The sequence below is a fragment of the Kluyvera georgiana genome (assembly GCF_050990895.1).
Taxonomy (GTDB): Bacteria; Pseudomonadota; Gammaproteobacteria; order Enterobacterales; family Enterobacteriaceae; genus Kluyvera; species Kluyvera georgiana.
Genome location: NZ_CP158865.1, coordinates 1,642,215 through 1,656,463 on the forward strand (window position 1 = coordinate 1,642,215; position 14,249 = coordinate 1,656,463).

The 14,249-nt window shown below is 55.6% G+C and carries 12 protein-coding genes; 4 read left to right on the plus strand and 8 right to left on the minus strand.

The genetic code is table 11. The features are described 5' to 3' along the window. The first annotated feature begins 212 nt into the window (after window positions 1-212). Complete coding sequence (locus ABTW00_RS07825; protein WP_064544040.1) at window positions 213-746, plus strand: lipocalin family protein; 534 nt, start codon at window positions 213-215, stop codon at window positions 744-746. Here the strand turns inward: ABTW00_RS07825 and ABTW00_RS07830 are convergent. Beyond that, entirely contained in the window at window positions 743-2,500 is a 1,758-nt protein-coding gene (locus tag ABTW00_RS07830) for a DEAD/DEAH box helicase (RefSeq protein ID WP_433640015.1), read from the minus strand. The two genes, ABTW00_RS07825 and ABTW00_RS07830, sit on opposite strands and share 4 nt — an antisense overlap. Before the next feature lie 154 nt (window positions 2,501-2,654). On the opposite strand from ABTW00_RS07830, the gene rsuA reads away from it, so the two are divergent. The 3 genes from rsuA (at window position 2,655) to ABTW00_RS07845 (ending at window position 5,237) form a co-directional block, all read left to right on the plus strand. Beyond that, a complete protein-coding gene (gene rsuA / locus ABTW00_RS07835) occupies window positions 2,655-3,362 on the plus strand; it encodes a 16S rRNA pseudouridine(516) synthase RsuA (protein WP_064544045.1) in 708 nt (235 codons plus the stop codon). 21 nt (window positions 3,363-3,383) lie between these two features. Then, complete coding sequence (locus ABTW00_RS07840) at window positions 3,384-4,580, plus strand: Bcr/CflA family multidrug efflux MFS transporter (protein ID WP_271446863.1); 1,197 nt, start codon at window positions 3,384-3,386, stop codon at window positions 4,578-4,580. Window positions 4,581-4,895: 315 nt separating this feature from the next. After that, a complete protein-coding gene (locus ABTW00_RS07845) occupies window positions 4,896-5,237 on the plus strand; it encodes a YejG family protein (RefSeq protein WP_064544049.1) in 342 nt (113 codons plus the stop codon). Between the two features lie 3 nt (window positions 5,238-5,240). Here the strand turns inward: ABTW00_RS07845 and yejF are convergent, their stop codons facing one another. The 7 genes from yejF to ABTW00_RS07880 all read right to left on the minus strand — a co-directional run bounded on the left by yejF (window position 5,241) and on the right by ABTW00_RS07880 (window position 14,246). Next, on the minus strand, window positions 5,241-6,830 hold the full coding sequence (gene yejF, locus ABTW00_RS07850; protein WP_433640019.1) for a microcin C ABC transporter ATP-binding protein YejF: 1,590 nt from the start codon (window positions 6,828-6,830) through the stop codon (window positions 5,241-5,243). 1 nt (window position 6,831) lies between these two features. Beyond that, complete coding sequence (locus tag ABTW00_RS07855; protein WP_433640021.1) at window positions 6,832-7,854, minus strand: microcin C ABC transporter permease; 1,023 nt, start codon at window positions 7,852-7,854, stop codon at window positions 6,832-6,834. 2 nt (window positions 7,855-7,856) lie between these two features. Further along, the gene (locus ABTW00_RS07860; RefSeq protein ID WP_433640023.1) at window positions 7,857-8,948 is read right to left on the minus strand and encodes a microcin C ABC transporter permease YejB; all 1,092 of its coding nucleotides are present in this window, start codon (window positions 8,946-8,948) and stop codon (window positions 7,857-7,859) included. Between the two features lie 9 nt (window positions 8,949-8,957). Continuing rightward, window positions 8,958-10,799: an extracellular solute-binding protein gene (locus tag ABTW00_RS07865; protein ID WP_433640025.1), complete on the minus strand. Its 1,842-nt coding sequence runs from the start codon at window positions 10,797-10,799 to the stop codon at window positions 8,958-8,960. A 50-nt stretch (window positions 10,800-10,849) separates the two neighbouring features. Then, entirely contained in the window at window positions 10,850-12,415 is a 1,566-nt protein-coding gene (locus ABTW00_RS07870; protein ID WP_433640027.1) for a cyclic di-GMP phosphodiesterase, read from the minus strand. A gap of 123 nt (window positions 12,416-12,538) precedes the next feature. Next, on the minus strand, window positions 12,539-13,111 hold the full coding sequence (gene mepS / locus ABTW00_RS07875; protein WP_064544062.1) for a bifunctional murein DD-endopeptidase/murein LD-carboxypeptidase: 573 nt from the start codon (window positions 13,109-13,111) through the stop codon (window positions 12,539-12,541). A 418-nt stretch (window positions 13,112-13,529) separates the two neighbouring features. Continuing rightward, on the minus strand, window positions 13,530-14,246 hold the full coding sequence (locus ABTW00_RS07880) for a phosphatase PAP2 family protein (RefSeq protein ID WP_065357714.1): 717 nt from the start codon (window positions 14,244-14,246) through the stop codon (window positions 13,530-13,532). Window positions 14,247-14,249 lie beyond the last annotated feature (3 nt).

Sequence of the window (14,249 nt, forward strand, 5' to 3'; positions counted from 1 at the left end):
GGCGACCCAGCAGCAGGCAAATGATCTGCTTCACGGATGTGAAAGCGGGCGGCATTATAGCCTCCAATCCCCGCGCGGGCAATGAAAACCTCGCCATCAAATCAGCAGCTAGCGTCAAGAACCTGGGTGCCCGGTGAGATGTTCCTAATCTGTCCGTGCGGTTTCGTTTATCCTCTACACTGAAGTGATAATCACTTTCAACAGGAGAGAATATGAAGCTATGGCCCGTCGTGACAGGTGTTGCTATTTCATTGGCGCTGGTGGCCTGTAGTTCGCCGACGCCGCCAAAAGGGGTCACGCCGATAAGTGATTTTGACGCGAGCCGCTATTTGGGCAAGTGGTATGAAATTGCTCGCCTGGAAAACCGCTTTGAGCGAGGGCTTGAGCAGGTCAGCGCGACCTACGGCAAGCGTTCCGATGGCGGTATTTCGGTCGCCAACCGCGGCTTCGACCCGCAAAAGGGAGAGTGGAAGCTCAGCGAGGGCAAGGCCTACTTCACCGGAAAGCCGACGACAGCTGCGCTGAAGGTTTCCTTCTTCGGCCCATTCTACGGCGGCTATAACGTGATTGCGCTGGATGATGACTACCAGTACGCGCTGGTGAGCGGCCCAAACCGTGACTACCTGTGGATCCTGTCACGCACGCCAACATTGCCGCCGCAGGTCCGGCAGAACTACCTCACCATCGCGCGTGGCCTGGGTTTCGCGGTTGATGACCTGGTGTGGGTAAAGCAGACGCGCGATTAACGTAGCTCGTTGGCCCGGCGGTATCGCCCCTCATAGTCGAACACTTTTTCACGAACCTGCCAGTAAGGGCCTTTCTTGCGGGCAACGACAAAATCCGGTGCGCGCAGCAGCGCCTGCTGGGCGATGATATCGGCAGGCATAATCCAGCGTAGCGGCACGCCGGGCGTGCGGGTATGTGGGCGGATAAATAGCTGCTCAAACGCCGTTTTTTGCGCCGGGGTGTGCAGGCGGAAACGCTCGCTCACGTCGGCACCGTCCTCGTCGTAGTAGGTGATTTTCAACCAGCCGCCTTTCTCGTCCATCCCGTCCTGCAATACCATGCCGCTACAGCGCAGCACCAGCGCATCTTTGAGCTTCAGCGCGGCCTTCAGCATATCGTCCGGGTCAACCAGCACCGTATCGCACTCGCGACAGCGGCGGGCGGCAATATCGTTTTCGGCGTTACACTGCGGGCAGTTTTTAAAGCGAAAGCGATAGTCACACTGCTCGCGATGGCCTTCATCGTCCTCCAGCCAGCCCTGACAGCGGCGGCCAAAGTGTTCAATCAGTGTGCCGTCGGCGGTGGTTTTGCCCCAGAAGGTGTTGGCAAAGCCGCAGCCGGGGCAGAACACCTGCACCGGCACGTTGTCGCTTTTGCCTTTCGGGGCACCCACTTCCGGCGCGTACAGGTCGTGCGGGTTGCCGGCATAATCAAGAATCAGACAGTCGGTTTTCCCCGGCGCCAGGCGCAGGCCGCGGCCAATTATCTGCTGATACAGACTGATGGATTCGGTCGGGCGCAGGATGGCAATCAGGTCGACGTGTGGGGCATCAAAGCCGGTAGTCAATACCGCCACGTTGACCAGGTAGCGGAACTGCTGATTTTTAAAGGCATCAATTAACGTATCGCGCTGTGGCCCTGGCGTTTCGCCAGTGATCAGGGCGGCGTCATCGGCGGGCAGCAGGCCGGTAATTTCCCTGGCGTGCTCGACGGTGGCGGCAAAGATCATCACCCCTTTGCGCGTCTGGGCGAACTCTTCAATCTGGCTGATGATGTGCGGCGTAATACGCTGCTGTTGTTTCAGCTCACGGTTGAGATCTGCTTCGCTGAACAGGCCGTTGCTGTTGGCTTGCAGGCGGCTGAAATCATACTGCACCACCGGCATATCCAGCCGCTCCGGCGGGGTAAGGTAGCCGTGCTTAATCATATAGCGCAGCGGTAGCTCATAGATGCAGTCGCGGAACAGCGCCTTTTCATCGCCGCGCACCATGCCGTGATAATGGAACTGATAAATCCAGCCTTTACCCAAACGAAACGGCGTCGCCGTCAGCCCGAGCAGGCGAATCTGCGGGTTGACCTTTTGCAGGTGGCTGAGAATTTGCTGGTACTGGCTGTCGTCATCGTCGCTGATACGATGACACTCATCGACGATCAGCAGCGAAAACTCTCCCTGGAAATGGTCGAGATTGCGGGCGACGGATTGCACGCTGCCAAAGACCACTTTGCCGTGGCTCTCTTTGCGCTGTAGCCCGGCCGCATAAATATCGGCCTCCAGCCCCAGCGCGCAATATTTCGCGTGGTTCTGCGCCACCAGCTCTTTGACGTGGGCCAGCACCAGCACGCGCCCGCGCGCCAGCCGCGCCAGTTCGGCGATAACGAGGCTTTTGCCCGCACCGGTAGGCAGAACAATAACCGCAGGCTGCGTATGGCGGCGGAAGTAGGCCAGCGTAGCGTCCACCGCTTCCTGTTGATAGGGGCGAAGTGTAAAAGTCATGAGCGTTGTGATTGTCCTTAACAGACAAATAGTATGCCATGAATCTTTTCACTTGAGTGGCAGGGTAAGCCCGTTATACTTACCGATTGTAATTACCCCTTTTTTCGGACGCTTCGTCCGGCACCCGGCACTTTTTACAGGCTAAAAATACTTCATGCGACTTGATAAGTTTATCGCTCAGCAACTCGGCGTCAGCCGTGCTATTGCCGGGCGTCTGATCCGCGGCCACCATGTGACCGTTGATGATGAAGTGGTACGCGATACCGCTTTCAAACTGCAACCTGAACATAACGTGGCCTATGAAGGCAATTCGTTGACCCAGCAGAACGGCCCGCGTTATTTCATGCTGAACAAGCCTCAGGGCTACGTCTGCTCAACGGAAGACCCGGATCACCCGACGGTGCTCTATTTCCTCGATGAGCCGGTTGCATACAAGCTGCATGCCGCGGGGCGTTTAGATATCGACACCACCGGGCTGGTATTGATGACTGACGACGGCCAGTGGTCGCATCGCATCACCTCGCCGCGCCATCACTGCGAAAAAACCTATCTGGTGACGCTGGAAAACCCGGTGAGCGACGATACCGCCGCGCAGTTTGCTAAAGGCGTTCAACTGCATAATGAAAAAGATCTGACCAAACCGGCGGTGCTGGAAGTGGTGACGCCGACCGAAGTGCGCTTGACCATCAGCGAAGGGCGCTATCACCAGGTGAAGCGTATGTTTGCCGCAGTAGGCAACCATGTGGTGGGGCTGCACCGTGAGCGTATCGGTGAGATTATCCTCGACCCCGAGCTGGAGCCAGGGGAATATCGCCCGTTAACCGCAGAAGAAATCGCCAGCGTTGGCGCGCCAATGCGCTAACCCACTGAACAGAGGTAGATTGTGACGTCCAGGCCGCGCTCGTCGTTAAAAATTGTTTTCATTCTTGGCCTTCTGGCCATGTTAATGCCGCTGTCGATCGACATGTACCTTCCGGCGCTGCCGGTGATTTCCGCACAGTTCGGCGTACCGGCCGGCAGCGCGCAGATGACCCTCAGCACCTATATTCTGGGGTTTGCCGTTGGACAGCTGCTGTATGGCCCGATGGCCGACAGTCTGGGACGTAAGCCGGTCATCCTTGGCGGCACGCTTATCTTTGCGGCGGCGGCGGTGGCCTGCGCGTTAGCGCCTTCTATCGACTATCTGATTACCACGCGATTCTTCCACGGCCTGGCCGCGGCGGCGGCGAGCGTGGTGATCAACGCCCTGATGCGCGATATTTATCCGAAAGAAGAGTTTTCACGGATGATGTCGTTCGTCATGCTGGTCACGACCATCGCGCCGCTGGTGGCGCCGATGGTCGGCGGCGCGGTGCTGGTGTGGTTTAGCTGGCACGCCATTTTCTGGATTCTGGCGATCGCGGCGCTGCTGGCATCGGCGATGATCTACTTCTTTATCGACGAAACGTTGCCGGTCGACAAGCGCCAGCCGTTTCGTCTGGGCACCACGCTCGGCAACTTCGCCTCGCTATTTCGCCATAAGCGCGTGCTGTCATACATGCTGGCGAGCGGTTTTAGCTTTGCCGCCATGTTCTCGTTTCTCAGCGCCGGGCCGTTTGTCTATATCGAGCTGAACCATGTCTCGCCGCAGCACTTTGGTTACTACTTCGCGCTGAACATTGTCTTCCTGTTTATTACGACCACCATTAATAGCCGCTTCGTGCGTCGGGTGGGGGCGCTGTGGATGTTCCGCGCCGGGCTACTGATTCAGTTTGCGATGGCTATCTGGATGGTGGTGACCGCGCTGCTGGACGTGGGGTTCTGGTCGCTGGTGCTGGGCATCGCGGCATTTATTGGCTGCGTATCAATGGTTTCGTCCAATGCGATGGCGGTGATCCTCGATGAATTTCCGCATATGGCCGGTACGGCATCGTCGCTGGCGGGAACCTTCCGCTTTGGCATTGGCGCAATCGTCGGTGCGCTGCTGTCGATGGCGACCTTTACGACCGCCTGGCCAATGCTGATTTCCATTGCGCTTTGCGCCTCCTGCTCGATCCTTTTCTATCTCTACGCCAGCCGTCCCCGCAAAACCGCGCGCTAATACACCTTTAGTAGGGGCGAAATACGCCCCTTTGTTGATACATATCAACAGAAATGCCATTGCCACTGGGGTGTAATGTTTCTTTTATGTAAAATCCATTAATGTAAAAAGTCACATTGTTGTAGATAAAAAGGTTGCGTTAGATCACAGTTACGGGTACATATAGCGCGGAAATGCATCAGTACACCGAACAATGTCGTATGAAGAATGTTGAATGCAGGCGTTTTTTTGCTGGATGCAAGACGATTTGTCAACAATGTGTTAATATGGATGTGAAATAATTGTGAAGCCATGTAGCTTCCGGGGAAAAACGTAATGACATTCCAGCTTTCAATCGTACATCGACTGCCACAGGACTATCGCTGGTCTGCGGGTTTTGCAGGTTCCAAAGTTGAACCGATTCCGCAAAATGGCGTGGCGGGCGACAACGCGCTGGTCGCGCTAAAACTTCTGAGTCCGGACGGCGATAACGCCTGGCCGGTGATGCACTCGCTCAGCCAGGCGTTGACAGATATTTCCGTTGATTGTTCGGTGCTGGAGTGCGAAGGGGAGCCGTGCCTGTTCGTCAAACGTCAGGACGAGTTTGCCGCGACCTGCCGCCTGAAAAACTTCGGCGTGGCGATTGCCGAACCCTTTTCCGGCAACAACCCGTTTTGACCGTCAGCTCAGCGCAATGAGCTGACGCGTATACGCCTGCTTCGGTTCGGCAAACACGTGCCGACACTCACCCTGCTCGACAACCTCTCCCTGTCGTAACACCATCACCTGATGGCACAATGACCGCACAACCTGCAGATCGTGGCTGATAAAGATATAGGCCAGACGGTGCTTTTCCTGCAACGCCTTCAGTAGCGTCAGGATCTGCGCCTGAACCGTGCGATCGAGCGACGAGGTCGGTTCGTCAAGGACGATCAGCTGCGGTTTGAGGATCAGCGCGCGGGCGATAGCAATACGCTGTCGTTGCCCACCGGAAAACGCCGACGGATAGCGCTGGCGGGTGTCGGGATCTAACCCCACTTCCTGCATCACGTGGATAACCTGCTGTTCACGCTCCGCGGCGCTCAGCGATGGATGGTGCACTTTCAGGCCCTCTTCAATAATCTGCAGCGCCGTCAGTCGCGGGTTAAGCGATGAGTTCGGATCCTGGAACACCACCTGAATACGATGACGCAGCGGCAGCATCTGCCGTCTGTCTCGTCCCTGAATGGCTTCGCCAGCAAAACGAATGTCCCCCTGTGAGGCAATCAGCCGCAGCAGCGCCAGCCCGGTAGTGCTTTTCCCCGAGCCAGACTCGCCAACCAGCCCCAGCGTTTCACCGGCCCGCAGCGTAAAGCTGAGTTCCTTCACCACGCGGTTATGATCGACAACCCGGCGCAAAATGCCTTTACGAATGGGAAATGCCACGCTGAGCTTGTTCACTTCGAGCAGCGGTGCGGCATTGGGCGGCAGAGGAACAGGCTCGCCCGCCGGTTCGCTGTCGAGCAGTTTACGAGTGTAGGGATGCTGAGGTGCGGCAAACAGCGCCGTTGCCGCATTTTGCTCCACGCAGCGGCCATGCTGCATCACCGCCACCCGGTCGGCCAGCTTGCGCACGATGCTCAGGTTATGAGTGATAAACAGCAGCCCCATATTCAGTTCGACGCGTAGTTCGCGCAGTAGCTGAAGGATTTGCGCCTGCACGGAGACGTCCAGCGCGGTGGTGGGTTCATCAGCAATCAGCAGCTCCGGGCGCGTCAGCAGCGCCATGGCGATCATCACCCGCTGGCGCTCGCCGCCGGAGAGCTGATGCGGGTAATCCGCCAGTCGCTTTGCCGCCTGACGAATACCGACGCGATCCAGACAGTCGAGTATCTCACCGCGTGCCGTCTCTTTATGCATCCCGCGGTGTAGCGACAGCACCTCGTAGAGCTGTTTTTCCAGGTTGTGCAGCGGGTTCAGCGACACCATCGGCTCCTGGAAAATCATTGCGATGCGGTTGCCGCGAACGCCACGCAGCGTCTGAGGGCTGGCGTGAAGCAGCGACTCGCCCGCAAAACGGATATCGCCCGTAGGATAGGTGACAGGGGGCTCCGGCAGCAGACGCAAAATGGAGAGCGCCGACACGCTTTTCCCTGAACCGGACTCACCGACCAGCGCCAGGGTTTCTCCGGCGTTCAGCGACAGCGATAGCTGTTCCACCACCGTGGTGGTGATGCCCTGCTGGCGGAAGGCGATAGAGAGGTTGTCGATTTCCAGAAGTGGCTGCTGCATCTTATACCGCCTTAGAAGGATCGAAGGCATCGCGTACCGCTTCGCCGATAAAAATCAGTAGCGACAGCAGGACCGCGACGCAGAGAAAGCCGGCGATCCCAAGCCATGGGGCCTGTAGATTGTTTTTGCCCTGTAACAACAATTCGCCCAGCGACGGCGAACCAAGCGGCAGACCAAAGCCGAGAAAATCGAGCGAGGTCAGGGTAGTAATGGAGCTACAAAGAATAAACGGAATAAAGGTCAGCGTAGCCACCATCGCATTGGGCAGCATGTGGCGCAGAATAATGCTGCGATCGCTTACCCCTAGCGCCTGCGCGGCGCGAATATAGTCATAGTTGCGGGTACGCAAGAACTCAGCGCGCACCACCCCAACCAGTGACATCCAGCCGAACAGCACGGTAATGGCCAGTAGCCACCAGAAGTTGGGCTGTACCACGCTTGAGAGCAGAATAATCAGGAACAGCGTTGGCATCCCCGACCATACCTCGATAACGCGTTGCCCCCAGAGATCGATACGCCCGCCGTAGTAACCCTGTATTGCGCCGACCACCACGCCCATCACGCTGGAACAGACGGTGAGAATCAGGCCGAAGAGCAGCGAGATCCGCGTGCCGTAGAGAATGCGCGCCATCACGTCGCGACCATTGGCGTCGGTGCCCAACCAGTTCTGCCTTGAAGGGGGCGAAGGGAAGGGAACATTGCTCGCATAGTTGATGCTGCTGGCGCCAAAGCGAACGGGCGCCCACAGCACCCAACCGTGATTCTCAAGCTGCTGCTGGAGCCACGGATCCTGATAATCAGCCGCGGTGGCAAATTCGCCGCCAAAGGTTTTCTCATCGTAGTTTTTCAGCACCGGCACGTACAGGCTGCCCTGATAGCTCACCAGCAGCGGGCGGTCGTTAGCGATAAGCTCGGCGCACAGGCTGCACAGAAATATCGCCAGAAAGATCCACAGCGACCAGTAGCCACGGCGGTTGTCGCGAAAGCGCGCCCAGCGCGCCTGATTTACGGCGTTCAGGGTCATCGTTAGCGGCCCTCAAAATCAATGCGGGGATCGACCAGCGTATAGCTAATATCGCTGACGATATTCATCAGCAGGCCAATCAGGGTGAAGATATAGAGCGTGCCGAACATCACCGGGTAGTCGCGTGAAACGGTGGCCTCATAGCCCAGCAGCCCCAGCCCGTTGAGGGAGAACATGACTTCAATTAACAGTGAACCGGTAAAGAACATACTGATAAAGGTGGCGGGAAAACCGGCAATCACCAGCAGCATGGCGTTGCGAAAGATGTGCTTCCATAAGATCTGGTTTTCGCCAACGCCCTTCGCGCGGGCGGTGATCACGTACTGTTTGCGGATTTCATCGAGAAACGAGTTTTTGGTCAGCATGGTCAGCGCCGCAAAGCCGCCAATCACCGTCGCCAGCACCGGTAGGGTGATATGCCAGAGATAGTCAGTGATTTTTTGATACCACGGCAGGGTGTCGAAATTGGCCGAGACCAGCCCGCGTAGCGGGAAAATATCGTAGTAACTGCCGCCAGCAAACAACACGATCAGCACGATGGCGAACAGGAATGCCGGGATGGCGTAGCCAATGATAATGCCGGTACTGCTCCAGATATCGAAGCGACTGCCGTTATAGACCGCCTTGCGGATGCCAAGCGGAATAGAGACCAGATAGATGATTAAGGTACTCCATAGCCCTAATGTGACCGATACGGGCAGGCTCTCCTTCATCAACTGCATCACTGAGGCGTTGCGGAACAGGCTGTTGCCAAAATCGAAGCGCAGGTAGTCGCCCAGCATCTTGAAATAGCGCTCGTGTAGCGGCTTGTCGAAGCCATAGCGTTGGGTAATTTCAGCGATCACCTCCGGGTCGAGCCCGCGTCCGCCGCGATACTGGCTCTCGGCAATATTACTGACGCCCGCGCGCGCCTGGCCGCCGCCCATTCCGCCGCCACCGCCGGGCAGGCTGCCCTGATGGCCGAACTCGACTGCCGCGATAGCCTGATCGACCGGACCACCCGGCGCAATCTGCACAATAAAGAAATTAAGCGTGATGATGGCCCATAGAGTTGGGATAATCAGCAGCAGTCGACGAATCAGGTAGGCGCCCATATTCTCTCCTTAGCGTCGTGATGCAGGCAGCGTGGCTGCTTTGTTGACGTCATACCACCAGGTGTCAAAACCGGGCGCGTCAATGCCGGATGAGTAGAGCGGATGCACCTGCGGGTAAGAGAACTTATTCCAGTAGGCGGTACGGCTGCCGGACATATACCACATTGGCAACATATAGTTATTCCAGGTCAGCACCCGGTCGAGCGCGCGGCCAAGCGGCACCAGCTTTTGCTTGTTGCCCTGCCAGCGGATGATCTGATTGATCAGGCTATCAATCGCCGGATTGGCGACGCCGGGCGCATTGTACGAAGAGTTGATGTAGGCCGACGACCAGGAGATCTGTAAATCCGCGCTGGGCCACGGCGTCGCCCGCCACAGGCTTGGCATCATGTCATAATCGCGCTTACGTAGACGATTGGTGAGCTGGGAGATATCTACCTGGCGGATGTCCATTCTGACGCCAAGCCGCTGTAAATTATGCTGGAACGGCATCACCCACTGATCGTTTCCGCCGGAGGCCAGCAGCAGTTCGAAGCGCAGCGGCTGGCCGGTTTTTTCATTGACCCGCTGTTGCCCCTTCAGAACCCAACCCGCTTCGTCCAGCAGGCGTCCTGCCTTCAGCAGATTTTCACGGTCGAAGCCGTCGCCGTTCGAGGTCGGCGGTTGATAAATGGAGGTGAAGACCTCCGGCGGCAGTTCGTTTTTCAGTGGCCCGAGCAGGAGCAGTTCATCGGCGTCAGGATAGCCGCGGGCGGCGTACTCGGTGTTCTGAAAATAGCTGTTGGGGCGGCTGTAAGCGTTATAGAACAGCGCTTTGTTCATCCACTCAAAATCAAACGCCAGGCTGACCGCCTGACGCACCCGACGGTCGGCAAATACCGGTCGCTGGATGTTAAAGGCGAGCCAGCGGGTATCCTGCGCGGCATCGTTCTTTTGCTGATCTTTCACGATATAACCGCTGGTAAAGTTTTTGCCAATATAGCGGGTGGCCCAGTTTTTGGCGCTGCTCTCGGAGCGCACGTCATAGGCTCCCGCCTTAAAGGCCTCGAAGGCGACATTATCATCCAGATAGTAGTCGTAGCGCAGCGTGTCGAAATTCCAGCGCCCGCGGTTAACCGGTAAATCGGCGCCCCAGTAGTTTTTGACGCGGGAATAGACAATGTATTGCCCCATCTTCCAGCTGCTGATGCGGTACGGCCCACTGGCCAGCGGCGGCGTGCTGAGCGGATCGCTGAGTTTATGATCTTTCCAGAATTTTTCCGGCAGAATCGGCAGCGTAAACAGCCCGAGCATGTCCTCTTTACCGGGCTTCGCCAGCTCAATACGCACGGTGAGCGGGGCGATGGCTTTGACGGTCGAGCCTTTGTAAATCAGGCGGAACTGCGGCACGCCCTCGGTCATAAATTTGTGGAAGGTAAAAGCAACGTCTTCGGCGGTTATTGGGCTGCCGTCGTGAAAACGGGCGCGGGGGTTAATCGTCAGTTCCATCCATGAATAATCGTCGGCATAGCGCGCACGGTCGGCCACCAGCGGATAGTAGCTGCCAGGCTCATCGTCCGAGGTGGTGAACAGCGCGTCGTACAACGATTCAGTGCGGACGGCGGCATTGCCGCGCAGCGCATAGCGGTTAAAGTTATCGAAGGTGCCGATAGCCGCAAGCGTGACGTTACCGCCCTTGGGCGCTGCGGGGTTGACGTAATCAAAGTGATGAAAATCAACGTCGTATTTGGGGTCGCCGATGACGGCAAAAGCGAAGCTCTCTTTGATGGTGTGCGCCTGCGCGGGTAAAACGCAAAGCAGCAGCAGGGCAAAACAGATACGCGCCAGGATCACGACAGGTCTACCCCACATTGAAACGTCTTGATTGAATACACCTTTTATCATGAAATCTTAATTGAGCATCATTCCATTGTGAAATACTTTGCAGGCTTATGGTATTCCGCCGTCAGGTCTTCCAACGTAAGCGGGCGGCTAATCAGGTAACCCTGCAGAAAATCTACGCCATGGTCACGCAGCCAGGCCGCCTGTTCTTCGGTTTCCACGCCTTCGGCAACCGTGACAATATCCAGCCGCTGAGTGAGCGTCAGCACGGCGTCCAGCACCGGGGAAGTGATGGTCTCCCGGCCAATGGCGTTGACAAAACCGCGGTCGATCTTGAGATAGTCGAGGGTAAAACGTTCGAGATAAATCAGCGCGCTGTGGCCGGTTCCGAAGTCATCAATCGCCACCTCAATGCCTTCGCCACGCAGCCAGCTAAACAGGCTCATTGCCTTTTCCAGATGGAGCATGTCGCGTTCGGTGATTTCCAGCACCAACTGGAAATAGTTGTCGGGCAGGCTTGCCGCGAGCTTACGGATATCTTGCTGGAAACTTTCCGCGTGCAGGTGCCCTGGGGCGATGTTAATCCCCAGCTTCGCGCCCGGTGGCAGAATGTCTTTCAGGGCGGCGGCATCTATGGCGATCAGTTCGAACAGATGCTGGGTGAGGGGAACAATCAGATTCTGAGCTTCGGCAAAACTGATAAAAGCATCAGGGGGAATATTGCCAGCTGTCGGATGCGACCAGCGCATGAGCACTTCAACTCCGGCAATCTGCTGATTTTTGGCATCGACCACCGGCTGGTAAACCACATAAAACTGATGGTGCTTGATGGCAGAGAGGATCTCTTTCCCCGGTCGTGAGCGAATGGTCAGGATATAGAAGCACAGCAACCCGCCAATCAGACCGCAGGTCAGGCCTAACAGCAGCGCATAGAGCAAGTTATCGGTCCCCGAGGCGTTGCTATAAAGATAGACCTCAAGCGGAACGCCTTTGATCTTCACATGGCGTACCGCGGTGTCGGTAATATCGCTCAGCGCGAGCGGTTTGCTGCTGAACGTCGAGATTGCCGTTTTGCCGTTCACCACCAGCGCCACGCCGTTGTACGGAGTTTGTTTCGAGGAGTAAAGCACCCACGGCATTAAATTGGCGTTAATCGAGGCGAAGATGCCGCGATTTTCCAGCAGCGGGCTCTTAACCCACAGCACAAAGGCGGGCGTGGTGGGCATCATCGGCGTACCGGGGAGGATCCCCATGACATGCGTTTTGTTCAGATCAAGATCCGGCACCAAATCTTTTAATGGCAGCGACATTTGTCCGGTAGCGGAAGAACAGTAGGCAATATGATCTTTCACCAGCAAAAACGCGCGGACGTTCATACTGAAGGCGGCGCGTGCGGTCAGCTCCGATGACACATCGTCACACGGGCTCATGGTCAGCGGCTGGAGTGAATCCATGGTAACGAGAATTTGGCGAAAATAACCGTTCAGGTAGTTCTGTAGGCTTGAGATAGTGGTATCGAACTGTACCGCGCGACGATGATGAAAAATAGAAAACTGGATCACCCCGGCAAGCAGAGCAATCATCAGGCCAGCGACAACGCTGGAAGAGATAATATGGCGGTTAATCGACGAATAACGAGTGAACATGCAACTTCTCTATGCTACGGAACTTCAAAGAAAAGAATACTGATGAAGCATAAAAAAAGCACTGCCGGAGCAGTGCTTTTTTTATGCTTACCGTCAGCCAAGGGAAACCGACGGTAAACCTCATTACGAACGACTCAGGACACGGCGAGCTTCGTTGTAACGCTTGTTCCAGTAAGGCTCATTCATGCTGGAAATGGTCACACCGCTGCTGGTGGATGCATGAACGAACTGATTATTACCAATATAGATGCCGACGTGGCGACCGGTAGAACCGGCACGGAACAGCACTAAATCACCGGTGCGCAGCTGACTGCGTTTAACGGATTTACCCGTTTCCTGCTGTTCCCAGGTAGAACGCGGCAACTCTAAACCGAACTGTTCACGGAAGGTGCGCTGTACGAAGCTGGAACAATCGATACCGCGTTTCGTGTCGCCACCCAGACGATAACGAACGCCTTTCCAGCCTGCGTATTGATCCATCAAACGTGATTTCACGTCGAGGTTACGCACCATATTTTCAAATTCATCCTGAGAGGCTTGCAGTGACGAGGCATCTTCGGTGCCCACAGCATGCGTCTCAGAATGCATGTTCTTTGCGGTATTACTGGTTGAACTACATGCAGAAAGCAGAACCGCAACTGCTACCGCTGGAATCGCTCGCAAGATATATCTCAAAATCGGCTGAGATTTGACCATTTTCGTTGTTTTCCCTTGAAGTCCTTAACGACCGTAGCCGTTATAAAAAATGCCAAACGCGTCTGAGACTAAATACACGCATTCAATGAGACAATTCTTTGAATTCAGTTTTGTGGTGCAGCGCACAAACTTTAATTTATGACAACAATAATTGCTCTTTGAAACGACAAACGCGAATGAGATTACCTTAACGAAAGCGGCATTGCGAGCGCTTTTGGCCGATTTTTTATAAGAAATAGTGATACACAAAGTTAAAATTTGTGAATGGGTAAAAATTCAGCGTTAGCGGGTAAAAAATCAGCAACCCATTCATTATTAGAGTGAATATTGTGACCGGAAGATGACGTTATTGAGAAGTTAATAAAAAATAAAAAGAGGGCGTTTGCCCTCTTTTTGGAATGCCAGATGGAAAGGTTATTTAATGACCTGATTTGCGTTTGGTGAAATAGGGTAAATTTCGCTCAAATAACCTAATCGCCATATCGCTTAATGGCGTCATCAGCACCCACGGCACGCCAATCAAAACGGCGGTGAGGGATCCGACGGCGATATCGGTAAACCAATGGGCGCCGATCATGACCCGAGGAAAGGCAAAAACCACAAAAATAACCAGTGAAATAAGGAATGCGCAGCGGCCAAAATAGCGCCACATAAATGCGGAAAATATCAGCAGCATCATTCCGTGATCGCCCGGGAAGCTATCGCGGGAACCGTCTTTGGTGGAGAAGTCAATAAAATCACTGACGCGGTGTACGCCCGGTACGGAAACCGACGGGCTACTGCGCGTGACGGGCAGCAGATTCTGCGCCAGCTGGTTGACGATCACCGCCGCCAGCAGCATCACCAGGCCAATAATGACAATACGACGGCGACCGTTGCTATCCTCTTTCAGCCAGAAACTCAGCATCAGGCAGCCCATTGCCAGCAGCGAGCAGCCGTCAAAGGCGCGGTTGTTGATGATGGCTAAAAACCATGCGTAGCCGAGATTGTCGGCGCTCAGTCCCTGGTTGAAAAAATGGAAAATCGCCAAATCAAGGCTCGACCACAGCCCGTGGTTCGCCGGCAGGAACCACGACATAAAAAGCGCCACGCCAGCGGCGTTAAGCAACAAAATTAAGGAAAAACGTCTACTCATCGT

Coding starts and splice junctions, on each gene's coding strand:
- ABTW00_RS07870 (WP_433640027.1), bottom strand. CDS start 12,415: ATGTTCACTCGTTATTCGTCGATTAACCGCCATATTATCTCTTCCAGC.
- ABTW00_RS07855 (WP_433640021.1), bottom strand. CDS start 7,854: ATGACCCTGAACGCCGTAAATCAGGCGCGCTGGGCGCGCTTTCGCGAC.
- ABTW00_RS07845 (WP_064544049.1), top strand. CDS start 4,896: ATGACATTCCAGCTTTCAATCGTACATCGACTGCCACAGGACTATCGC.
- ABTW00_RS07830 (WP_433640015.1), bottom strand. CDS start 2,500: ATGACTTTTACACTTCGCCCCTATCAACAGGAAGCGGTGGACGCTACG.
- ABTW00_RS07880 (WP_065357714.1), bottom strand. CDS start 14,246: ATGAGTAGACGTTTTTCCTTAATTTTGTTGCTTAACGCCGCTGGCGTG.
- ABTW00_RS07825 (WP_064544040.1), top strand. CDS start 213: ATGAAGCTATGGCCCGTCGTGACAGGTGTTGCTATTTCATTGGCGCTG.
- ABTW00_RS07865 (WP_433640025.1), bottom strand. CDS start 10,799: ATGTGGGGTAGACCTGTCGTGATCCTGGCGCGTATCTGTTTTGCCCTG.
- rsuA (WP_064544045.1), top strand. CDS start 2,655: ATGCGACTTGATAAGTTTATCGCTCAGCAACTCGGCGTCAGCCGTGCT.
- yejF (WP_433640019.1), bottom strand. CDS start 6,830: ATGCAGCAGCCACTTCTGGAAATCGACAACCTCTCTATCGCCTTCCGC.
- ABTW00_RS07860 (WP_433640023.1), bottom strand. CDS start 8,948: ATGGGCGCCTACCTGATTCGTCGACTGCTGCTGATTATCCCAACTCTA.
- mepS (WP_064544062.1), bottom strand. CDS start 13,111: ATGGTCAAATCTCAGCCGATTTTGAGATATATCTTGCGAGCGATTCCA.